This window comes from Desulfoluna sp. HI9BLuna, from assembly GCF_056829775.1.
Genome location: NZ_CP186555.1, coordinates 86,834 through 110,143, shown reverse-complemented (window position 1 = coordinate 110,143; position 23,310 = coordinate 86,834). Strand labels below are relative to the sequence as shown.

Genomic DNA, 23,310 nt, shown 5'->3' with positions numbered 1-23,310 from the left:
AGCAGATGAAGATCCCTTTGATCGACCCCCTGCTGGTTCCGGACATGGCCGTACTGGACGCCCGGTTTACCCGGTCCGTGCCCCCGTCGGTGACGGCCACCACGGGCATGGATGTTCTGACCCACGCCCTGGAGGCCTTTGTCTCCACCCCGGCCAACGCCTTCACCGACCTGTACGCGGTGCACGCCATCAAGTACGTGTTCCGTTACCTGCTGCGCTGCTACCGCAACGGCGACGACATGGAAGCACGCCAGAACATGCTCCTTGCCTCGTGCATGGCAGGCATGGCCTTCAACAACAGTGGCCTGGGCGTGGCCCACAGCATCGCCCATACCCTGGGGGGCCTGTTCCACATCCCCCACGGCAAGGCCAACGCCGTGCTGCTTCCCTACGTCATCCGTTTCAACAGCTTTGACGTCCGGGACCGCTACCGCACCATCGCCAAGAAGCTCGAACTCCCCTGCGAGACCGTGGAGCAGGGCAACGAGAGCCTCATCGAGGCGGTGCGCTGGCTCAACAGCCAGATGGGGATCCCCAACCGCATCCGGGATTTGGATATCGACGAAAACGAGTTCGAGACATCCCTTGAGACCATGGCCCGCCATGCCATGGAGGATGCCTGCACATCCACCAACCCGAGGCGCCCCTCCCTGAGGGACATCCGGCAGTTGCTGCGTAAAGCCTACTAACAAAAATGGAATGTCATATGAGAGAGCAGATTGTAGAGAAGGTTAAAAACGCCGGCGTGGTAGGCGCCGGGGGCGCCGGGTTCCCGACGCATGTGAAGATCAACGCGACGGTGGACACGGTCCTTGTGAACGGTGCCTCCTGCGAGCCCCTTCTGATGAGCGATCCCTACATCATGGAGCATGAGCTCGATATCATGATCGAGGGATTGAACGCGGTGCTGGACGCCACAGGCGCTTCCCGCGGGGTCATCTGCATCAAGGGCAAGCACGCCAAGGCCCTTCAGACCATCAAGGACACCGTGGCCAAGGACACCACCGGCCGCCTGGAAGCCTTTGAGCTGAAGGATTTCTATCCGGCAGGCGATGAGCAGGTCCTGGTCCGTGAGGTCACCGGCCGCACCGTGCCCGAAGCCGGGATTCCCCTTCAGGTGGGCGTGGTGGTGAGCAACACCGAGTCCCTGTACAACATCGCCAATGCCATGAAGGATATTCCACTCACCGAGCGCTACGTCACTGTCACCGGTGAGGTGGGCCGCGACATGGTGGTGAAGGTGCCCGTGGGCACCATTGTCTCCGACCTCCTGGCGTTTGCGGGCGGTTCCAAAATTTCCGATTACCGCGTGGTGGACGGCGGCCCCATGATGGGGCGCGTGCTCCCTGATACCGATCAGCCCGTGACCAAGACCACCAGCGGTCTTATTGTTCTTGATCCCGAGCACAACGTGGTCAAGGGCAAGATCAAGGATCCGGCGTCCATCAAGCGCATCACCGGGACGATCTGCTGCCAGTGCACCCACTGCACCGACCTTTGCCCCCGGCACCTCCTGGGGCACGCCATCGCACCCCACAAGCTCATGCGCTCCCTGTCGGCCTTGGTGGCCGATCCCGAGGCCCGCAAGGCAGCCCTTCTCTGCTGCGAATGCGGTGCCTGCGAGAAATTCGCGTGCCCCATGGGCCTTTCGCCCCGTGAGGTAAACGCCATGATTCGCAAGGAGCTCATGAAAGAGGGGATCCGCTGGAACGGCACCGGCGAAGAGCCGGAAAACCACCCCTTGCGCGACGTGCGCTACATTCCCACCAAGCGTCTGATGCAGCGCCTGGACGTGCTGAAGTACGACACCCACCCCGGCATGCCCGAAGAGACCTTCGTACCTGAGCGCGTGGCCATTCCCCTTGCCCAGCACATCGGCGCTCCCGCCGCCTGCGTGGTGAAGGAGGGCGATCGCGTTGCCAAGGGCGACCTCATCGGCGAGATTCCCGAAGGGGCACTGGGCGCACGTATCCACGCCAGCATCGACGGCGTGGTGACCTCCGTGGAGGGCGGTGTGGTGAGGATTTCCAGAGGGTAGGGTGCACTGTGCGCACCAGAATAGATATCCGCAGCAAAAAAACGACACGTCACGCCCGAGCGCTCGGCGTCGTGAAGATCAATGAGGTAAATGTATGAATTACAGAACAATCGGTGTTGTCGAAATGAACAGCATCGCCCTGGGGATCCAGACCGCAGACGAAATGAGCAAGGCCGCCACCGTTGACCTGGTGATGGCACGCCCCACCTGTCCCGGACGGTACCTGATCATGGTGGCCGGGGACACCGGATCCGTCAAGAGCTCCGTGGAAGTGGGTCGTGAGATGGGAGGGGAGCTGGTCATCGACTGGTTCGTGATTCCCAGCGTTCACCACATGGTGCTGCCCGCTCTCTCCGGGGCCACCATCGTGCCCCGCATCAACGCCCTGGGGGTCATCGAGACCTACACCGTGGCTTCCTGCATCCTTGCCGCCGATGCCGCAGCCAAGTCCGGCCAGGTTGATCTCATCGAGATTCGTTTTGCCGCAGGCCTTGCAGGCAAGTCCTTTGTCACCATGACCGGTGACGTGGGCTCGGTGAAGGCTTCTGTGGCCGCCGGCATCGAAGGGGTGGGCGAGTCCGGCCCCGTCTACAGCCATGTGGTCATTCCCTCACCCAGCGACGACCTCAAGGCACAGCTCGTGTAACGCAGCCGACCGGTTTATTTCCTTGGACCGGTTTCCGTCATGGGGGAGCTTTGCGGTTCCCCCATGATCCTGATCCGCGATATGCGTTTATTCGCATATCGCGGATCAGGATCATGCAGTACGGTATGTACCCCCCATTTTCGAGGAACGTGATAATGAATCCCACAACAGACCCCCGTCAAAAGAGAGCCCAGCTCCCGGCGCGCCTTGCCCGCTTGAAAGAGGCGTATCTCAGCGTCAAACCGAGCATGACCATCGGCCGTGCCCAGGCCTATACGGCCGTGGCCGGAGAGTACCCCGAGCTGCCCAACAACCTGCGCAGAGCCATGGGCTTTAAAAGGGCCTGTGAGACAGCACCCATGCTGATTCAGAATGACGAATTGATTGTGGGGCACCCCTGCGGCAGGGCAAGGGCAGGGGCCTTTTCACCGGACACAGCCTGGAAATGGGTGCGTGATGAGCTCGACACCATCGGCTCCCGTCCCCAGGACCCGTATGTGATCAGCGAGGAAGACAAAAAAATTCTGAGGGAAGAGATTTTTCCCTTCTGGGAAGGCAAGTCCCTTGAGGAAGCCTGCGAAGACTGGTTTCGCAAAGAGGGCTTGTGGGAGTTCGGTGCCGAGTCCTGCGTAAGCGATCTGACCTATCACATGTCAAGCGGCGGCGGAGACACCAGCCCCGGCTACGATATCATCCTCTTTACCAAAGGGATCGGCGGCATCAAGGCCGAAGCCGAGGCCCATCTGGCAGAGCTCTCCGGCGACGCCCCCGAAGACAAGGACAAAATATCCTTTTATCAGGCGGCCATTGAAACCTGCGAGGGGATCCTCATCTATGCGGACCGCCTTTCGGCCCATGCCAGGGAGCTTGCAGGCAGGGAGCAGGATGAAACACGCAAGGCAGAACTCGAAAAGATCGCTGAGGTCAACGCCCGGGTTCCGGCCCATCCGCCCGAGACGTTTCAGGAGGCTCTCCAGTCCATCTGGACCATCCAGTCCCTCTTTCTCATGGAAGAGAACCAGTGCAGCACCTCCCTGGGCCGTTTTGATCAGTACGTCTATCCCTGTTACGAGGCCGACATCAAGGCGGGGACCCTGGACGAAGCCTTGGCCCTTGAGCTCATGGGCTGCTTTATCATCAAGTGTTCGGAGATGATCTGGTACACCCCGGAGGCCACCGCCACCTATTTTGCCGGGTACATGCCCTTTATCAACCTGTGCGTTGGGGGCCAGAAGCGCGAGGGTGGGGACGCCACCAATGAGCTGACCTACCTTGTGATGGACGCCGTGGCCAGGGTGGGTGTCTATCAGCCCTCCTTGGCCTGCCGCATCCACAACCAGTCCCCCCAGGCGTATCTTCAAAAGGTGGTGGAGGTGATCAAGGCCGGGGGAGGCATGCCCGCCTGCCACTTTGACGACGCCCACATCAAGATGATGCTGAGGAAGGGCTTTGATTTTGAGGACGCCCGGGATTACAGCCTCATGGGCTGCGTGGAACCCCAGAAATCCGGACGGATCCACCAGTGGACGGCCGGGGGCTTTACCCAGTGGCCCATTGCCATTGAGTTTGTCTTCAACCGCGGTGTGCTGGCATCCTACGGCCCCGACAGGCAGGGGCTCGATACCGGTGAACTGGACCGGTTCACCACCTTCGAGCAGTTTGACGCGGCCGTGAAAAAGCAGCTGGACCACATCATGGCCCTCACGGCCAGGGGCACGGTGATCAATCAGACCCTGGTGCGGGACATGATGCCCACCCCCTATATGTCCCTGTTCGTGGACGGGTGCATGCAGAGCGGCAAAGACGTGACCGCAGGGGGCGCAGTGCTCTACGAAGGGCCCGGAACGATCTTTGCCGGGCTGGGCACTTACGTGGACAGCATGGCCGCCGTGAAAAAACTTGTTTTTGATGAGAAAAAGGTCACCCTTGCCGAGCTCAAAGCAGCCATGGACGCCAACTGGGAAGGGTATGAAGAGGTCCGCCGGGATTGCCTTTTGGCGCCCAAATACGGCAACGACGACGACTATGCTGATTTCATCGCCCGGGACATCGTGGACTACACCGAGAAAACCATCAACGGGTTCACCACCCTTTACGCCCGCATGATCCACGGCACCCTGTCCCAGTCCTTCAACACCCCCCTGGGTGAGATGGTGGGGGCCACCCCCAACGGCAGGGCCGCCGCAGCGCCCCTGTCAGACGGCATGAGTCCCTCCCAGGGGGCCGACACCAAGGGCCCCACAGCCGTCATCAAGTCCGTGGGAAAACTTAACGTGGAGTCCATGAGCCTGGGGATGGCTCACAATTTCAAGTTGATGGAAGGCTCCCTGGAGACACCCCAGGGCGAGGCCGGGCTCATCGCCTTGCTCCGCACGGCCTCTCTTTTCGGCAACGGGCAGATGCAGTTCAATTATATCGATAACGACACCCTGAAAAAGGCCCAGGAGTCGCCCGAGGAGTACCGTGACCTCATGGTGCGGGTTGCAGGGTACAGCGCCTTTTTCGTGGAACTTTGCAAAGAGGTGCAGGACGAAATCATCAGCCGTACCATGCTGGATTGATTCTATCCCGGATATTTCATGAGAAAACGGCCAGACCGAGGTAATGGAGTGTTAATAGGGACCGCTACTGTAAAAAAATAGATATTTCAAAAATACAAAATGAATTCATGGCTTTCTGCTCGATTTTCTCACCCTTCGGGCGAGCCGAGTGCACCCATCTTCTGCGTTATCAGAGCCTTGAGGTAAACCACTACATCTGCAGCTCTGATGCCTTGAATATGGGTGCACTCGACTCGTGAAATATCCGGGGTAAGGCCAACATTTTTGGAGATGATGTGAAGACAGAGGCAAACGAACACAAACAGCGGGTCATCCAGGAGTATGTGCCGGGTAAGCAGGTGACCCTGGCCCATGTGATCGCAAGCCCCCAGCAGGGGATCTACATGAAACTTGGCCTCGACGACGAGGCCGGGGACGCCATCGGCATCCTCACCATTACCCCGCCGGAAGGGGTGATCATCGCAGCGGACATCGCCACCAAGGCGGCCGCTGTGGAGATCGGTTTTCTGGATCGCTTCGGCGGTTCCCTGGTGCTGGTGGGGGATGTAGCCGGCGTGGAATCGGCCCTTGAAGGGGTGCTGGATTTCTTCGACGGGGTGCTTCGGTACGCCTCCGTTGAGATGACGCGCTCGTGACCGGACGGTGAGAGCATGAACCAAAAAACAAAAACAGATTACCCGGAGCCGTTGGGAGTACCGACGGCCCGTGGTGCATGACATAACGCAAGGTGTTGAAACAGGCATGAAATACAGAATTGTCGTAGTCGATGACGAGCCCTTGATCCGCAAGGGCATCCGGGAGATTCTCGAAGGCGCGGGATACGATGTGGTGGCCGAAGCCTCCGACGGCCTGGACGCGGTGGTGGTCTGCCACAAGCACAGGCCCGACCTGGTGTTGATGGACATCAACATGCCCCTTCTGGACGGTTTGAAGGCGGCTCGCATGATCCGCTCGGAAAAGACAGCAGGGGGAATCCTCCTGGTGACGGCCAACACCGGCAAGGAGAGCGTGGACCTGGCCAAAGAAGCGGGCGTCATCGGGTACGTGGTGAAACCTGTGAAGGAGGAGGCCCTTCTTCCCATGGTGGAGATCGCCGTGGCCCGGGCTGCCGAGATCGCCGAGCTGGAGGGCGACGTTGAGGAAGCCCGTGGTCAGCTGGAAGCCCGAAAGCTGGTGGACAGGGCCAAGGGCCTGTTGATGAAGACCTTCGATATCAGCGAGGATACGGCCTACAAGAGGCTGCGCAAGCTCAGCATGGACAAGCGCTGTTCCATGAAGGAGATCGCAAAGGTCATTGTCATGAACGCCTGATGTGTTGAGGCGGGCCGTGGGCGGGGATTCGTGGCCCGTCGTTTTTACCATTGGTTGTGAACAATGGTAACGATGAGAACTGGAGAAACAATGTTGAGAGGAGATGTCGGCGGGTGAGGTGCAATCATCCGTCGGCTGTAATCCGTAACATGCTACATAATGGAGACATACATGACATTCTATCGACGTGGTAAAAAGGCGGTCCGCACCATGGTGCTGTCCGCCGGGCTGATCCTGATGGCTTCTGCAGCTTTTGCAGCAGGGACGCCCAAGTATGTGTTTTATTTTATTGGAGACGGCATGGGGCCTGTCCAGCGCCAGTCCGCCGAGTATTTTTACAAGATGGAAACCAAAGACCCCGAAGCCAAGCTGGTGATGAACAGCCTGGATACCTCGGCTCTGGTAACCACCCATTCGGACAACACCCTGGTGACCGACTCCGCCGCAGGGGGCACCGCCCTTGCCACGGGTTTTAAAACCACCAACGGCCTGGTTGCCAAGCTTCCCGACGGCAGGAACGTCAAGACCATTGCCGAGGCTGCCCGCGACGCCGGTTATGCCGTGGGCCTGGCCACCACCACCCGCATTACCCACGCCACCCCCGCATCGTTTTCCGCCCACAACATGAGCCGCGGCAACGAGAACGAGATTGCCGTGGATCAGCTGAACTCCGGTTTCGATTACCTGGCAGGCGGCGGGTTCCGTCACTTTGTGGCCAAGGGCAACACCGAGGGCTTGAAGTCCAAGCGTAAGGACGATCGCGACCTCGTAGCCGAGTTCAAGGCCAAAGGGTACACCACCTTTGTGGGTGACAAGGCCCGAGACGCCTTCCGTGCCTACCAGCCGAAAAAGGGCGAGAAAGTCCTGGCACCCCTGGGGTACAGCGCCCTGGGCATGGAAATTGACCGCCGCTTCACCACGAAAAAAGAAAACGTCATGCCCGCGCTTTCCGAGCTGACCGCAAAGGGCATTGAGCTCCTGGCTGCCCAGGAGAAGCCCTTCTTCATGATGGTGGAAGGGGGCCGCATCGACTACGCTGCCCACTGCAACGACGCCGCCGGTACCATTTACGATACCCTGGCCCTGGACGCCGCCCTGGCCGAAGCCTACGCGTTCTACAAAAAACACCCCGAAGAGACCCTCATCGTTGTGGCTGCCGACCATGAAACCGGCGGCATGGCCATGGGCATCAGCCTCGATTCCAAGGGCTACTTCCTGAAGCTGGACGAACTCTTCAAGGTGAAAGCCTCTGTGGAAGACGTTCTTGCCTATGTGTACCCCGGGATGATCAAGGAGTATGCAGATGTGAAGAGCCGCCGCAAAGCCTACCTGGCCTACGTGGCCGAGAATTTTGGCCTCACCGACCTCAACCCCCGGGAGCTCAAGCAGCTGGAGGCGGCCATGGCCGTAGAGGATCGCAACCAGACCCTCAAACCCGAGCAGCAGACCACCTACGGCTATGCCTACACCCCCACCATGATCGCCGTGGCACACCTGGTGTCCGAGCGTGCCCGCATCAGCTGGACCTCCTATGTCCACACCTCGTCGGTCATCGCCCTGTCCGCAACAGGCTACCAGGCCGAACAGTTCAACGGCTTCAGGGACAACACGGATCTGCCCCGCATCATGGCGGACATCATGGGGGTCAAGCTCTCCTCCTTTGATGTGGATCCCTCCAAGGCCCTGCTGGGCAAGACCGTCGGTCCCAACGAGAAGTACTCTAAAATTCCCTACGGCCATACCGAGAACGTGGCAGGGAAGAACTAACGCATATCCATGCTAAAAAGGGGGCGGGTTTTCCCGCCCCCCAACGGCCCGGAGGCCCCATGCGAGCATTGAAAAGGTCACTGGAGGGGATTCTTCTCCTGATTATCCTGGCGGCGGTGTGCCTGGGTGGCCAGCGCTGGCTGCATGGCGGGAAAGGGCGACCTGTTTGCGAAACGGCCGGAACCGTCATTTCCGTGGATAACGGCGAGATTCTTAACGCCGGGGCCGGGGCCGTGGGGATACAGATCCTCAACGTGGTGATCGTGGACGGGAAATGGAAGGGTCGGCAGGTGAGGGCGATCAACCACCTCAACGGGCAGCTGGACATGGATGAGATCTATGCGCCGGGGGACCGTATCCTCCTTGCCGTGCAGGCGGTGGATGGAACCATCACCAATGCCAAGGCCATCAACATGTATCGCCAGAACTGGGAACTGGCCCTCTTCGGTGTCTTTGCCGCGGCCCTGCTGATCTACTCTCGCCTGGTGGGCGTCAAGGCCCTGCTTTCTTTTGTGGGGGCCCTGGGGGTGCTGTGGTGTTTTTACATCCCCAACCTCCTCGATGGTGCTTCGCCTCTCCCCTTGAGCCTTGTGGTTCTTGTGCTTCTCTCCATGGTGATCATTTTCACCGTGTCCGGCATCACCCGTCAGGGGGTTTCCGCATTTTTGGGCACTGTCTGCGGCCTGGGCGTGACCCTGGGGCTGACCCTTTTTTTCGGAGCCCGTCTTCATTTAGGGGGCATGACCACGCCTTTTTCCACCCTGCTTCTGGTCCAGGGCGGTTACGGCCTGAACATGCAGCATATTTTTTATTCCGCGGTGCTGCTGGGGGCCTCGGGCGCGGCCATGGACATTGCCATGGACGTGAGCGTCTCCATGGGGGAGGTCAAATCCAAGCGGCCCGATATCGGGGTGCGTGAGCTCATCGCCTCCGGGTTCAATGTGGGCCGCATGGTCATCGGCACCATGGCAACAACCCTTCTGCTCGCCTATTCAGGGGGCTACCTCACCATGCTCATGGTGTTTGTCTCCCAGGGTACAAGTTTTTCCCGCATCGCCAACATGAAACTGGTGGCCGCCGAGGTCTTCCGGATTTTGATCGGCAGCATCGGCCTGGTCATGGTGGCCCCGGTGACGGCCGTCATCGCCGGGGTGCTCCTGAGTGCAGGCAGCGAGGCATGGCGGATCGTCGGATGGCGCCAAGCCCTGACACGCCGCAGGCCATTTTGAGCCGCGTGGGGCGTTGTGCCTGCCCCTTCCCCTTCTTTTTTGTGGTGCGCAAGCGCACCCTACCTTCCACCCACGGGCAACGCATTTAAAAAATCAGTTGCCTCCGGCGGGTCGCTTTTTGAAAAAAGCTTCCGTCTGCGCCTTCGGCTACGCCGTGACAAGCCGCAAAAACGTTCCGGTAATTAATAAAGAAGAGGGGCTATGCTCTGTAGGGATGCATCCTCAAAAAACAAAATCTGTTTGTCAAACTTTTCAAAAGTTTGGCCCCCGGCAGGGCCGCCGGAGGCAAAAATCTAAATGCGTTAACCCTGATCTTACATCCCCTCCAGTGTTGATATCGCCTCATATCCATATAGAGCGGCCCGGCCGCAACCCAATCCAATAAACAGGTATGTTAAAACCCTGCAGCTCCTTCGACACTGTTGATGAAGCAGCTGGACGAGGACGAGGAGGGGCTCTCCATGGGAGGGGCCGGTTCCTGGGGCGTGGTCTGACTCAGTGCGGTTATCACCAGACCATTGTACTTTTCGGCCAGGGCCCCGTGGACGGTGCCGTCTTTCACAAAGGCAGAGACCTGCTCGGCGCTGCTTTTGGTGGTGTAGGAGGCAAGGGCCTCGGGTGCTTCGGGGTCGTTCAGGCCAAAGGTGAAGAGGCCTCCCGCCCCTGCGGCGGCAAAGGCCACCTGGTTTTGGACGGCCAGGTGTTGGTAGCTGCCGGTTCCTGGTGGCGGGATCAGGGCGACGGTTCCCGGAATGGCAAGGGGGTTGGTCACATCTTCCACGGCAATGCCCCGGCCCTGGTCGGCGATGAGAGCATAGGTGCGGCCCTCGTGGCCAAAGACCGCAACGGACACAGCGGTTCCGGGGGTGGCCTTTTCCGCAATGACCACAGGGGCGCCCGGGTTGGTGATGTCCACGATTTTTAGCCCCCGTTCGTCGGCAAAGAAGGCATGGTTGCCCATGGTGGCCACATCCCGGGCCGTGCCCGGGGTAAAGCCAGCGAGGTTTGCGGCCCGGGGCGTGCCGGGTGAAGCCGGGTCGGTGATCTCTACAACCACATAGGGCTGTGCGGCGCCGTTGGCCACGCAGGCATAGGTTCTGGAGGCCGAGACAAAGGTTGCCACGGCTGTGGCGGTGCCAGAGGTGTCTGTGGTGGAGAAGAGGACCGGGGCGGATTTGGTGGAGACGTCCACCAGGGTGAGCCCCTTGGCGTCGTCGGCGATGCAGGCGGTGTTTCCGGTGACGTCCACGTCGTTTGCGGGGCCCTCGTTTTCGTACATTCCTTCAAGGGACGGGGCCGAGGGCTCGGCCGCGTTAAAGATGAAGAGGCCGCTGTCGCCGTCCAGGAGATAGACATATCCGGCATGGTACCACACCGCATCCCCGCTCACCGGAGAGGTGACGGTCTGGATGTGGGCCGGGGCGGAAGGGGTGGCCACATCGATCTTCTGCAGGCCGTTTTGGGCTGCGGCCATGAAGGCGTCGTCGCCGATGAGGTCCACGCTGTAAGAGCCGCGTGTGTCGGTATGGTAGGCTCCGATAATGGGGTAGTCCAGTACCACGCCGTCCACCGGAGGGGCCGAAAAGTCAATGACCTGAAGGCCCTTGTCCCCGTCGGCGAGAAAGCCCGTGACATCTGCCACAACGATCCCCGTGGCATCTCCCGGGCTGAGGCTTCGCCCGGTGTTGACGATGGGGCTGGCTCCCAGGGCGGCGCCGGGAGTAAGGACTTTGAGCTTGGAGGCCACGGAATATTCGGCGTAAGCGTCCATGGCCGTGACGTAGGCATAGAGGTTTCCGTCCGGTGCCTCGGCTGCAAAGAGGCCCGTGACCAGGGCGATGGATCCGTACAGGAGATTGCTTCGCATGTCCTTGGACACCGGGTCGGCAATCACCTTGGGATCGGTGACGTCAAAGACCCGCAGACCGTGGTAGTAGTCGAGGACCAGGGCGAAGGTCTTTCCGTTGAAGCGGCATGCCGTGGCGTTGGTATAGCCGCCGGTGGTTTTGTAGGTGCCGTTGATGTCGGGTTGCTTGTACCCGGAGATGCGGTCTGCGGTCTGGGTTGTCAGGGGCTCTTCCACGGGATTTTCCGGGTCGGCGACGTTGATGACCCGCAGGCCGAAGTTCATGTCCGCAAGAAAGATAAACCCGTCATGATACCCCAGGCCCCTGGCGTCGATCTGCGGCACGGCCTGGGTCTGGGTCTCTGAAATGAGCCGTGAGCCCGGGTTTCCCGGGGCCTGGCTCAAGCTGCCCTTGAGGACCGGCGCTGAGGCGGAGGGTGTTCCGCTGAGCCCCGTCAGGTCGTAGATGAGCAGGCCGTTTTGGCCTGCTGCCACGTAAAGGGTTTCCGCGCCGGGGGCGGGATTGTAGTGGATGTCGTGGATGACGGTGCGGGTCTCCACACGCATGGCGCTCACCGTTGCCATGGTGTCGCTTTGGAGGATGGAGACGGTGTCCCCCACGGACCAGGCGACAAGGGGCTGGGCATAGTTCCCATGGTCCCCCGAGGTCACGGCATTGGGGGACGGGTTTAAAAAGGAGGCCACCGGGGTGTAGGGCCATCGGGCCAGGGCGCTCAGGGTTGCGGAGGCCAGGGCCTGGGTGGTGGCGGTGCAGAGGAGGAGCAGGGCGAAGGTGCAGTGTTTGAGGTTCATGATGCGATCCACCGTGAAGGAGCGGGTTCTGGGTTCTCGGCCCGGGGGCCGACGGGTTGCATGACACATGGGACCGGCCATGGTCAGAAGGCAACGGCGGCGGAGATCCCAAGGGCCTCCTCGTCGCCGAGCCGGGATTCAACGGTCAGGGAGGCTTCCCCGGGAAGCTGCACCGAGGCGCCGACGACAAACCCGACGTTTTTTGACCAGGTGATGTCGTCTTCGTAGTCGATGTACCCGTGGGGGTACCAGTAGCTCCGGATGGTTTTGTTGATGTAGCGCTCGTTGCCCGTGATACTGGAGATCCGTGCTCCGGCATAGGGATGAATCCCCCAGAGCTCGGCGGCGAGCACCACGGCAAGCTGAATCTCATCCAGGGTGGCGGAATAAAAGGTACCGTTGTCGCTTAAGCTGTCGTCTTCAAAGTCAAACCTCCGGTAGGTGATATCCATGCCGAGGGTAAAGGGCACCTCCTCGCGAAAGGTCCCCTTGTGCAGGAGCACTGTGGTGCCGATGCCGAAGTAGAGATCCGACGACGACTCGAAATCGCTGCTGGTATCAAAACCGAAGTTGATGGTGGTGTCTGTGTAGTGGAAGGTGAGCTCGGTGTCGCAGGTACCGGTAAGGGCGTAAAGGGTCCATGCGTCGGACATCACCGCACCGATGCGCAGGCCCATGCAGGTGAAGGTGCTTTCCGATGAGCGGATCTGCTCATAGTGCCTCACCTCTTCGGTGGACGATCTGGGATCGTCCCATCGAACCCTTCGCTGCTGGTCGTCGAGGGTGTTGTCCTGGATGTCGTACTCCACCGCCACAAACAGTGTCCGGGAGCCCGGCTCCGTAAAAAGCCTGCCGTTCCACAGGGCAGGGTCTCCGATGTTTCCCACGGGTGCGCACCGTCCCGTGGCTGCGTGCAGAATAAGCAGCAGCATGACGGTTGTGAAGAGTGCTCGTGTGTACCGAATGTTTATCATATATCCACGTTAGCCTTTCGTTCTCAGCTTTGTCCGCTATCCTCGCCTTTAGCCTTTAGCCTTTAGCCTTTAGCCTTTCAGCCCTTTCTATCTCCACCTCAAGCCGAAAAAACTCGGCCTCGGGTTCCCTTTTCAGGGCGATGCCGTGGAGGCGGGTGTCGGACCCGAAGACGATGGGCACGGATTTGAGAAAGCCCGCGTACCGGTTGTCCGTGAGGGTACCGTCGATGCAGATGCCCCATTGACTGTTCACAAGGGCCTTGTAAGCCAGGGTGGTGCCGTCGGGGCTGAAGCAGGGTGGGCCGATGTCGTCAAAGGAGGGTTGCTCTTTGCCGTCGACCACCATGACCCTGCGGTCGCCCAGGGAGGCCGTATAAGCAACGGATGAGGAGTCCGGGCTGAAGGTCGGTCGGCTCACCTCGTCGTACGGGGTGCCCCTGGTGCCGTCCAGCACCATGAACCATCGGTTGTTCTTCATGGCCCTGTATGCCAGGTGCCTGCCGTCGGGGCTGAAAACGGGCATGCCCACGGAATCGTATTTTTTTCCTTTTTTGTCGTTGACCACCACAACGGGTTTGTTCTTTTTAATGCCCACGTAAGCCAGCCTGGCCGAGTCAGCGCTGGTAATGGTGGGGCCGAGCTGGTCAAATTTCGGGCCCTTTTTGCCGTCGGTGATCACCATCCATTTTTTCCCCTTTTGGGCAGAGTAAACGAGACGGGCCGAGTCGGGGGTAAAGAGCGGGGCACTTACCGTTCGGTATGGTTCGTGTTCCTTCTTGTCTTCAACAATGAGGAGCATGTTGTCTGCCTGGGCCACACACGCCAGGTGGCTGGAGTCGGGGCTCCAGGTGACGGCGCTGATGTTTTCGTAGGCCTTGCCCTCGGCGCCGTCGCAGACAAGGGTCCACTTTCCTTTCGTCCTGGCCGCAAAGGCAAAATGCCGTGAGTTCGGGCTGAAGGCGGGTTCCTTGACTCCTTCGTACGGGCCGTATTTTTTATCCCCTACCACGGCGAACCACGCCTTGTTGTTGGCAGCCAGGAAGGCTGTTTTTTGCGAATCGGGGCTGAACAGGGGCATGCCGCTTACAAAATCGAAGCGCTCCCCGATGTTGCCGTTGACCATGGCGGCCTGCTTTTTTCCCTCCTGGATCCTGCAGGCCCAGGAGAGGCCGTCCGGGCTGAAGATGAGATCCGAGACCCCGTCAAGGGCGGGCCCTTTTTCTCCGTCCACCACGGTGCGGGCTTTGTCGCCCTCATAGACGATATAGGCCACGCGGTCTGTGTACGGGCTGAAGATGGGGGTGCCCTTGGCAACGGCCTTGGCATCCGGGCCTTTGATACCGTCCACATAGACCGCCATGATGTCGTTCACCCGGGTGGCGTAGGCCAGGTGATCGGCGTCGGGCAGGTTGACCCGGATGCCGAAGATTTTGGCATTGGCCGGGATTTTTCCCAAAGAGACGGGAGTCTCTTTCAACCGGATCTCCGAGCCCAGGGCAATGTGCGCGCCGGGCAGGCTCAGGATGAGGGTCAGCGCAAGGGCCCGTAACCATGGGCGACTGTCAGTGCATCTCATGGGACGGTATTTCCACTTCTTCATGCGTCTCCTTTTTGTCCTTTTTAAACGGGTTGAGTTTTCCAACCAGGTGCTTGACGGTCTCCATCTGGTGGTGGAGGAGTTCCATCTGGACCTCCAGGGGCATCTCAATGGAGAACCCGGCCATGTAGATGGCCGCCTCCTGTTCATAGTGGAGGCCCGCATAGTGGTTGCCTATTTTGGTGAAATCCGTTGAGTTGAGGTTGGTGCTCTCGTTGTTGGCCAGCTTGAGTTCGTCGGAGAGGAGCAGGCCCAGGGTGAGGTTCAGCTTGATCCCCTTGTCGAGTTTCAAGCCCACGCCTGCCCCGTAGAGGGTGGCGTCCGGGAGAAAGTAGAGGGCATCCATCTGGTCCTGGTTCAGGGAGGTGGGGCGTCGTTCGTAGCCCAGGCGGAAGGCGAGGTTGTCCGTGGCCTGGTACTCAATGGCAGCGCTCCAGTGCCAGGTGTCTTTCATGTTCCGTTCCACCACGTAATCGTTGTCGCCGTGGGCGTAACCCAGGAGCTTTGCGATTCGTAAGATCTGGATTCGCTGGTCAAAGGTAAAGCGGTCCTCCTCCACCACGGACCAGTTGGCCCAGTGGAGGTCCGCCAGGATTTTCAGGCGGTCGAAGGGTTTGACCATGATACCGGTCTGGACGCGCATGGGCAGGGTCTGGGTGGCGGTGACCGTGCCCGTCTGAGTCTCCACAGGGATGAAAGGAAGGTCCAGCATGCCCGCGCTTTGCATGGTCATCTCGGTTTTACCGTTCCACTCCACATGGCGCTGGAACTGGTCGCTGTAGGTCCATGTGTACTCCCCGGTGAGCTCGGCCACGGACTCGCTCTGGTAACAGATACCGAAGGAGAACCAATCCTTGGGACGCCAGAGGAGCCCCAGGTTGAACGAAGGGACGAAATCGTCCCGCAGCTCGTCGAGCTGGAGGCTCAGGACGTGCTCATAGGGGCCCAGGCCGCCCCCGAGCCAGGGTGGAGGGAGGGTCTGTTCGGAGACCACGGGGATCTCCAGGTCCTTGGTGGCGTCGCCGATGACGCGGGTCATGGCCACCAGCTCGTTGGGGGTCCTGAGGTCTACCTCCACGCCCATGGCCCGCTGGGCAAACCCCACGGAGACCCCTACGGACAGGGTGTCCGACAGCCTCAGGGAGGCGGCCGGGGCGGCATAGACCAGGTGCTGGGTGTAGACACTCTTGGCGCTGAACCGGTAGGGGTCGTCCTCGTCTCCGTGGACAAAACCGGCCCCGTAGGGGACGTAGTTGGCAATGCCGAAGGTCAAGGGGCTGTTTTTTTTCCGGGAGGCGATGCCGAGGTTGGGGCTGGGCATCACCGGGACCTCCACCGGGCCCACAAAGGGGATGTACATCTGGTTGGCGGAGTTGGTGCCCTCAGTGCCGTCCAGGGGATCGGGACCGGCGTGGTCGCTGTTGGGGTCCGTCTCCTTGGAGTAGGTGTCCGGCCATTTTTCGGGGTCCGGCCCCCACTGGCCGCTCATGAGCCCGGGCCAGTCTGGGTCGGCGTTGAACCGACCGGTACGTTCGATGCGGGCCAGCACCAGGCTGTTGCCGAAGGTCTTGCCTTCGGGGAGCAGGGACAACCCGGCCGGGTTGTAGTGGATGGACATGATGCCCGGGGGATCGGCGGTGACGGTGTTGGCCAGGGAGAGGGCCAGGGCGTCGGTGGCAACCTGTTCGTTAAACACGGCGCGGCACAGGGGAGGAGATCCCCAGAAAATTGCCAGGACACAGACCAGCCATGCGGCGCATCGCCAGGTATGGTCCGGCCTGGAGCCTGTTCTGGGTGAGGGGCGTTTTTTGCTGTGACGGAACACGTCCATTATTCCTCCGCGCCTGTAGGGGATGCCTTGCATGGAAGCGCATCCGACCCGGGACGATCCGGGCTAAAGTTCGAACTCAAAGGGAACTCGCACCAAAACGGAAAAATCAGGGTCGTTGTTGGTCAGGCCGAAATTGAGTTTGACGTTGACCGATCGCCTGGGAGACAAATTCCATCCGGTGCCGACGCTGAAGGTGGACGACATGGTGGCCTCGGACCGGGTGTCGTCGATGCCCACCCAGTCGTAATGTGTTTTCATGGAGTAGCTGTACTGGTAGCTCAAGTTCAGGGAGACCTTGTAGGAGAGGGAATAGCCGATGCCCATGCTCAGGGAGTAGGTGTCGCCGGGCTGGACTTCGCTTAAGTAGATCCCGGCCTCGCCCTGGGTGCCGGTTTTGTAGTTAAGGCCCGTGATGTCGAAGCCGTGCTGGTAGAGAATGCTACCAAAGGCCACCAGGGGGTCGATGGGCTTGCTCAGGCTCAACCCGGCCGAGACCGCGTAGCCCCCCGAACCCGTGGAGATCTCCGTGGTGCTGTCGATTTTGTAGGGGCTCCTGCCCGTGGGGACGATGAGGGAGGCGCTGAGGATCTTGGAGGTGGTGCCGCCCCCGGCTTTCACCGGTTGCCACTGGGCGCTGAAGGAGACATCCCCCAGGTCGGTGACGTCCTTGGCGTCCGACCCGCTCGAACTGTTTTTTTTGTACACAAAGGGAACGTTCATGCTCAGGGTGATGTTGTCCTTGTGGGGGTATTCCACGAGGACGGCGTTTGTGATGCTGTGCATGGCGTTGTGCTCGACCTTTGAGGCCTCGACGATGGCATCGTAGGTGTAACCGGTGTAACGGAAGCTGTACTCCAGCCCCAGGGCTCCCTCCCGCATGAGGGTGTAGGCCCTGCCAGCGGCGGAGAGGACGTCCTCCGTGGATCCTTTTTTTTCTTCTTCCGTGCTTTGCAGCTCCTTTCGGACGTCGTTTTCTTTTTCCATCTGTGAGAGCCTCTCTTCGAGGAGCTGGAGCTTTTCCTTGAGTTGCTGCACCTCCTGCGACTCCTCGCACAGGGCAACGGAAGAGAAGAGAACCGCGAAAATCAGAAAGGGAAGTATGTGTAGGCGCCTCGTCAATAGAATCTCCTTGGTCTTTGGCAACAGTGGCGGACCTTCGGTTACGGGCCCTGCAATGGCGAAAATCGGCGTCACGGCTTGTAGCGCTGCGACGGCCCGACGTAGAAATCCGTTTCAAGTTCTTTGGGGAGGTCAAAGGGTGTTTCCTTGTCAATGATGAGGCTCCGTTGCATGTCCTGATCGATGAATCGCATGTCTTCATCCTTCAGGCGCAGGCCGGAGACCACGCATCCTTTGTCCGGAAAAATTTTAAAAAGGATGCTCTTGTACCACATCTTTTCAAACTGGCTGATGGTGTAGCTTCCGTTGCCGCGCCAGGGGTCTGCCACGATGACGTGGTCCTTGTTCACTCCTTTGAGGACGACAAAATGACGGTAGCCGAAGAGCTCCAGAGGGACAATGCAGGGCCAGTTTTCAGCGTCCTTGATGTCTTCGAGTTCGGCGTTGAACCCCCCGGACTCATAGCCCAGTGCCCCGACGAACTGCTGCATGTCCCAGAGGGAAAAGGCCCTGAGCCGCTTGATCTGCTCGATGTCCCCGAATTTCATGAGGCCGTTGATAATCTGGGTTTCCGTGAGGTTTTCCCCCAGGCAATGGTTGAGGAGGGTGCCCAGGGAGGCGGACCCGCAGCTGTAATCGTGCTGCTGCTTGACGATGTTTTTGAAAAGGTCTTCGGAGAGGGGGGAGACCTCCTGGCGCACCCTGAATTGGTGCTCGTTTCCCACGGCAAGGTTGAGCTCACCTTGCGGGAGGTCCTTTTGGGGATGGAACCCGGCAAAAAAGCAGATGCAGAGGATAATGCCCAGGGCAGCGTGCATGAAACCATTCCTTTGTGTGATGCGGTGAAACCCGTGTGCTCGTGTGTGGGCGCGTGATCTGTTTGTTTGTGAACGAGCGCGTTGTTTTTGAAACTAAGTTACCCGGCAGCGGTGGCATGAACCGTCGGGCGTTCTTTTTTTCCCTTGGCCTTTAGCCCTCGGTCTTTGGCCTTTTTGCTAAGGTCTGTCCCACCACTGGCCCGGCGTCAGGGACTGCTCGTCGAACCCGGCCACCACCTGGACGCCCTGCTGGGGGCCTTCCATGTTGATGATGAAGAAGAGCCCCATGTCTTTGTCGGCGTATCCGTCGGAGTTGAAGGCAAAGGTGGTGGACGGAACCGGGTCCCCCGGGGTGGCGGGCTCGGTCACCGGAGCCCGGGTGAGCTCGGCAGCCTCCCAGTCTCCGCCGGTGAGGGCGGTGTTGTAGGTCCCGGAGTAGCTGTTGAAGGTGGCTGTCAAATCACCCTGGAGCCGGTTGCTTCCTAAAACCACGCGCTGGAGTTCGTTGGTGGAGCTGTTGAAATCAGCCATGAACATGAGGCCGTCGATGTCCATGTCATCACTCACTGAGTTTCCGATGGAGACCTGTGACCATTGCTGGTCCCAGGCTGTGACGCCGTTTTTTTCATAGTAACCGGCTGAAAAGGCATTGACCGTGGTGTAGGTTTCCATGTGGATATCGAGGAACATCCGCGCAGTGTTGTTGTCCATGACGAACTGGGTAAACCCCTGCTGGGCCGTGGTCTCTTTCATCTCGGACGGGGCCAGTGGTTTCAGTTTGGCCGCGGACGGGGCTGCAGCACAGAAAAACCAAAGGAGCACAAAGGCCGCCGCACGCCACCTGGCAGCTCGTCTGCCTGCTGGAAAAACGCCCGCCAAGGCTATGTGAAGAGTCTGTGTCAGCATGGGTGATCCCGTGAGCCTGTGTTTGTTATTGCCCTGCACCACTGTTTTTTTATTTCTTCCTATTCCCTATTCCCTATTCCCTATGACCTGACCTACGGTACCCCCAACCCCCGTCCCGGGATTTCGATGTAGAGTTTGTGGGCCTTGATGTTATCCAGGGCCAGGGCCCCGAAATCATTTTCACCGAATGCCATGCTTTCTATGCGCAGCGATCCCTCCATGGGCATGTTGATGGCGATGAACCCGCTTCCCAGGCGCGGGTTGGGGATGGGGTTTCCGTCGGCGTCGTCGGCCCAGGAGGCGGTGGTGTCCGTTGCCACGTCGATGGTCATGGGATTGCCTGAGGCGATGTTTCCCAGGACGAATTCGCCGCCTGCCTGCCAGGTGGACGGATCGCTGGGGGTGTCTGTGGGGTTGTCCGTAAAGGATCCGGCAAGGGTGATTCCGGAGAGGGCCAGCTCGTCGCCTGGCCCGGTGCCGTAGGAGAACCGGTCCATGGTGATGCTGGCCCCGTACTCCATGTCCACCCCGCAGTCGTGGGCGCCGAGGGTGAGATGAAAAGACGTTTTGGAGAGGTTGTCGACGGATGCCGAGCCGATGTCGTTGCCGCAGACAAGGATGGATTCGATGGTGAGGTCTTTGTGGTAATCGATATCTTCTCCCGCCAGGTAGATCAGGGGAGTCCCGTTGATGGGGCTGTTTGCGTCGGAGACGGTGAACATGTCCAGGGTGATGCAGCCCATGGTATTGTCGCCGTTCACATCCGAGGTCCCCACATCAATGGTGGTGAGGGATTCGATGTTTTGGAATTCCATGGTGCCGGACGGGTTGTCCGGGTCGGTGAGACGGAATGCGTCGACGTGGTGGTAGATGACCACATCATCCATGGCGATGCTGATTCCCGCCTGGGCGGTGGCCCTTTTCATCTGGTCGTTGGAAAGGGGGTGCAGCCCCAGGGCAGTGCAAGGCAGGGCAAAGAGTACGGCCAGGAGCGTGAAGACGCCATGGCTTTTGCGGGCGAGGCTTTTCGCCATGCCGGGCAAACAATGGCGCGGGGATGTGCCGGTTGGTACCAGGGGCTTTGTCATGGGCATGATATCCTCAGACACTGTGGCAACCCGACCATCCGCTCCACGCATTGCTCAGGTGGCTTTACCGCTTGCGGACTCGTTGGCTTTCCGTCCCCGGATTGCTCCGGGTTTGGCTTTGTCTGGCTCGGTGCGTGAAAAACGAGCCCCTTTCAGGTGAAAGGGGCCCGCGTCAAGCGTCATACGATGCGAAACGTGAGACGGGTAAGGCCCTTAGTGAGCAGCGATCTCAACGGTTCCGCCGAGGATGGCCATAACGGACTTGCCCTTGGAGATGTGGATGAACTTGGCGCCGTCATTGTGAGCGCCGGAGGCTGCGATGCCTACGTCATAGGAATCAGCCGTGGTGCAGATTTCAACGGTGGGGAGGCCGATGACAACACCGGCGACCTGGGTGCCTGCGTAAGCAATGGCTGCGGTGTTTCCGCCGCCTGCGGCAAAGGTTGCGACGGAGGCATCGTAATTGGTGACGCCGGGTGAGACTTCGGCAGCAGCCCAGGTATCGTAGTCATCAGCACCACCGCCAGTGACATAGGCGGTGTAGTCAGTCTGTACAGCAGCAGCAATGTCGGCGGTGGATGCGGCCACAGCAGCATCCTGATCGGCCACGGCAATGCCGGAGGCGTTGAACATCATGCCGGAGGAGAGTGCCTGGGTGCGGGAGGCCACGTCAATGTTCAGGGGACGGATGTCGCCCTGGTCAATGCCGATGGCGCCGAAGGCGTCGCCGTTGTTCAGCAGGGAAGCCGAACTGTAAGACCTGGCAAGCTTGCCGCCGCGATCGGTGTCATCCAAAATGGCGTAGATGGTGGTTACCTTTTCTTTGTTACCGATAACAACTGAAGCCGCAGCGCCCTCAGCCACGCCGCCCTTGCCGCTGGCTGCGTCCATGTCGTAGTAGCCGTCGGTATCGGTATAGGTGGTGGCACCCACGGACTGATACAGCACGATGTTGTCAAGGGCGATGCTTACACCCGCTTGACCGGTGGCGTCCTTGAGGCTGTCGGTGGACATGGGGGAGAGGGCAGAGGCCGTCATGGGGGCGATGGTGATGGCAGCACCAACGATGAGGGAAAGAACTGATTTCTTCATCTACAATTACCTCCAAAATAAATAAGTGAATAGATGGTGCCAGAGGCGGCCCGACGATCCGCACTTTTCAGGAATGCGGACTCGTGGCTTTCCGTCGCCGGATTGCTCCGGGTTTGGCTTTGTCGGTGGCTGTGGTGTGGTATGCCTGGGTACAACCTGTTATGAAACGTCAAAACACGAAAGTGTTTAAAACCAGCGTTGGCGACGGCATTGCGTATCAATTGCGGGGGAAATCATTCCCACATGAAAACGTGGGGCAATGGAAAACAAGTTCACATCGTGGGGGTGTTTTGGTAACGCGGCCGTCACATGCACCTCATTGGTTTGGAATGCTTGAAAACGGCATGATGCGGGGCTGTTGTCGGTCGCATCATGGAGTGAACTCTGTTTTAATATTAGAACGTCGATAGAGTTTGTATGATTTGTTTTTCATATGCCATGCATGATATTTCGTGTCAAATTTTATTTTGGTATAAAGGCAAGGGAATGCTTTTAACTTATTGAAAGTAAAACTGAAAATAATTTTAGAACGGTGGAAAGATGATTTTGTCCACTATTCTGGATAGTTGGGCGTCTGGGTGGCCCTTCTTGGCGATGCTCTGAATTGTGTATCTTTATTCTAATGTATTGAAAGTAATAAAGAATAGACTTATTGGCTGAGGGGGCGTTGGTGCGGGTGGTGGTGGAGGATGGGAAGTTTTTGTATGGGCGTACAATAAAATTAAGTCAATTTTGTACGTATGGTAAACCCTTAGGCGAAAAAGTGAGTAAGTCAAAACGTGTCACGTTGTGCTTTGCGTTTTAGCCTGGATATGTCACGGGGCGAGTGCACCCATATTCAAGGCATCGGAGCTGTTGATGTCGTTGTTACCTCAACGCTCTGATAACACAGAAGGTGGGTGGACTCATATGGCAGGCCCAAGGGGGGCAATGTGGGAGGGGCGAACGGACCGACCTGTGAAGCCGTTTAAGGGGCGAGGGGGATACGAAAGGCCGACGGCAGAAAGCCGTGGATTGGTTTCTTCCTGATGGCGCGGCGTTCCCTGATGGGTTCAGCCGCTTTGGAGTGTGAGGGGGCTGGAAAAATAGTCGAGGCGCAAGGCCCGTCAGCGCGCCGCCACTTCCATGGTGCCTGTTTGGAGGGCCATGAGGGAGGTGTCCCGCGTGATGGTCAGGAAATCCTTGTCGTCACTCTCGTCATCGGAGCGGAACATGACGGTATAGGAGGTTTTGGGTGCGATGATGACCAGGCGGGGAATGTCCATGGTCACAAGGGGTATCCGATGGGCTGCTGCTGATGCATTGAAGGTGCCCATGCGGTCGAACAGGGAAGGGGAACCGTCAGGGGCCGGGCTGAGCATGCGGTAGGCCCAGCCCATGACGCCGAGTTCGCCGGTCTCTTCACCGTTGGCAAAGGCCTCATTTTCTTCGTAGGTGGTTGCGGAAAGGTTGTAGTCCCACGTGTCGAAGAGATCGTAATAGGCTTGCAGGAGTGTGTCTGCGCTGTGTTCCGCCGAGGGCGTGAGGGCCCTGCCGGTGGCTGCCTTGAGCGCGTCTGCGGACATGGGGGTGAAGGCCATGGTGCCAAGGGGCCAGAGGGTGACGGCGATAACCACGACACATGATCGAAGGGATCTCTTCAGCATATTTGTCTCCCCGAAACAAATGGAAGGT

At 59.3% G+C, this 23,310-nt stretch carries 18 protein-coding genes and 2 riboswitches; of the genes, 8 read left to right on the top strand and 10 right to left on the bottom strand.

Translation table 11 applies throughout. From position 1 onward, the window contains the following. Positions 1 to 5: 5 nt before the first annotated feature. The 8 genes from ACOYW0_RS00205 to ACOYW0_RS00170 all read left to right on the top strand — a co-directional run bounded on the left by ACOYW0_RS00205 (position 6) and on the right by ACOYW0_RS00170 (position 9,552). Positions 6 to 689: a dehydroquinate synthase/iron-containing alcohol dehydrogenase family protein gene (locus tag ACOYW0_RS00205; RefSeq protein WP_482418810.1), complete on the top strand. Its 684-nt coding sequence runs from the start codon at positions 6 to 8 to the stop codon at positions 687 to 689. A 17-nt stretch (positions 690 to 706) separates the two neighbouring features. After that, on the top strand, positions 707 to 2,038 hold the full coding sequence (locus tag ACOYW0_RS00200; RefSeq protein WP_482416609.1) for a 4Fe-4S dicluster domain-containing protein: 1,332 nt from the start codon (positions 707 to 709) through the stop codon (positions 2,036 to 2,038). A gap of 94 nt (positions 2,039 to 2,132) precedes the next feature. Beyond that, positions 2,133 to 2,684, top strand: a complete 552-nt coding sequence (locus ACOYW0_RS00195; protein ID WP_482416608.1) for a BMC domain-containing protein — start codon at positions 2,133 to 2,135, stop codon at positions 2,682 to 2,684. Between the two features lie 155 nt (positions 2,685 to 2,839). Continuing rightward, on the top strand, positions 2,840 to 5,245 hold the full coding sequence (gene cutC, locus ACOYW0_RS00190) for a choline trimethylamine-lyase (RefSeq protein WP_482416607.1): 2,406 nt from the start codon (positions 2,840 to 2,842) through the stop codon (positions 5,243 to 5,245). A 275-nt stretch (positions 5,246 to 5,520) separates the two neighbouring features. Next, entirely contained in the window at positions 5,521 to 5,880 is a 360-nt protein-coding gene (locus tag ACOYW0_RS00185) for a BMC domain-containing protein (protein WP_246317792.1), read from the top strand. Between the two features lie 106 nt (positions 5,881 to 5,986). Continuing rightward, positions 5,987 to 6,556, top strand: a complete 570-nt coding sequence (locus ACOYW0_RS00180) for an ANTAR domain-containing response regulator (RefSeq protein WP_482416606.1) — start codon at positions 5,987 to 5,989, stop codon at positions 6,554 to 6,556. Positions 6,557 to 6,727: 171 nt separating this feature from the next. After that, positions 6,728 to 8,323: an alkaline phosphatase gene (locus ACOYW0_RS00175; RefSeq protein WP_482416605.1), complete on the top strand. Its 1,596-nt coding sequence runs from the start codon at positions 6,728 to 6,730 to the stop codon at positions 8,321 to 8,323. Between the two features lie 59 nt (positions 8,324 to 8,382). Then, complete coding sequence (locus tag ACOYW0_RS00170; protein ID WP_482416604.1) at positions 8,383 to 9,552, top strand: YibE/F family protein; 1,170 nt, start codon at positions 8,383 to 8,385, stop codon at positions 9,550 to 9,552. Positions 9,553 to 9,946: 394 nt separating this feature from the next. Here the strand turns inward: ACOYW0_RS00170 and ACOYW0_RS00165 are convergent, their stop codons facing one another. From ACOYW0_RS00165 to ACOYW0_RS00120, 10 genes are all read right to left on the bottom strand, one after another. After that, positions 9,947 to 12,211, bottom strand: a complete 2,265-nt coding sequence (locus ACOYW0_RS00165) for a hypothetical protein (protein WP_482416603.1) — start codon at positions 12,209 to 12,211, stop codon at positions 9,947 to 9,949. An 83-nt stretch (positions 12,212 to 12,294) separates the two neighbouring features. Beyond that, entirely contained in the window at positions 12,295 to 13,185 is an 891-nt protein-coding gene (locus ACOYW0_RS00160) for a hypothetical protein (protein WP_482416602.1), read from the bottom strand. Between the two features lie 55 nt (positions 13,186 to 13,240). Then, a complete protein-coding gene (locus tag ACOYW0_RS00155) occupies positions 13,241 to 14,785 on the bottom strand; it encodes a TolB family protein (protein ID WP_482416601.1) in 1,545 nt (514 codons plus the stop codon). Further along, entirely contained in the window at positions 14,748 to 16,613 is a 1,866-nt protein-coding gene (locus ACOYW0_RS00150; RefSeq protein WP_482416600.1) for an OmpP1/FadL family transporter, read from the bottom strand. The genes ACOYW0_RS00155 and ACOYW0_RS00150 overlap by 38 nt, the downstream gene beginning before the upstream one ends. A 63-nt stretch (positions 16,614 to 16,676) precedes the next feature. Next, positions 16,677 to 17,732 (bottom strand): transporter, encoded by a 1,056-nt coding sequence (locus tag ACOYW0_RS00145; RefSeq protein WP_180141207.1) that lies wholly within the window; start codon positions 17,730 to 17,732, stop codon positions 16,677 to 16,679. A 71-nt stretch (positions 17,733 to 17,803) separates the two neighbouring features. After that, positions 17,804 to 18,550, bottom strand: coding sequence for a C39 family peptidase (locus ACOYW0_RS00140; protein WP_482416599.1), 747 nt, complete (start codon positions 18,548 to 18,550; stop codon positions 17,804 to 17,806). 177 nt (positions 18,551 to 18,727) lie between these two features. After that, entirely contained in the window at positions 18,728 to 19,372 is a 645-nt protein-coding gene (locus tag ACOYW0_RS00135) for a hypothetical protein (RefSeq protein WP_482416598.1), read from the bottom strand. 176 nt (positions 19,373 to 19,548) lie between these two features. Further along, positions 19,549 to 20,544 (bottom strand): DUF6160 family protein, encoded by a 996-nt coding sequence (locus ACOYW0_RS00130; RefSeq protein ID WP_482416597.1) that lies wholly within the window; start codon positions 20,542 to 20,544, stop codon positions 19,549 to 19,551. 21 nt (positions 20,545 to 20,565) lie between these two features. Then, positions 20,566 to 20,671, bottom strand: a riboswitch (cyclic di-GMP riboswitch). Between the two features lie 86 nt (positions 20,672 to 20,757). Then, positions 20,758 to 21,636, bottom strand: coding sequence for a DUF6160 family protein (locus ACOYW0_RS00125; RefSeq protein WP_482416596.1), 879 nt, complete (start codon positions 21,634 to 21,636; stop codon positions 20,758 to 20,760). A 41-nt stretch (positions 21,637 to 21,677) separates the two neighbouring features. After that, a riboswitch (cyclic di-GMP riboswitch) is annotated at positions 21,678 to 21,764 on the bottom strand. 978 nt (positions 21,765 to 22,742) lie between these two features. Beyond that, positions 22,743 to 23,282, bottom strand: a complete 540-nt coding sequence (locus ACOYW0_RS00120) for a hypothetical protein (RefSeq protein ID WP_482416595.1) — start codon at positions 23,280 to 23,282, stop codon at positions 22,743 to 22,745. Positions 23,283 to 23,310 lie beyond the last annotated feature (28 nt).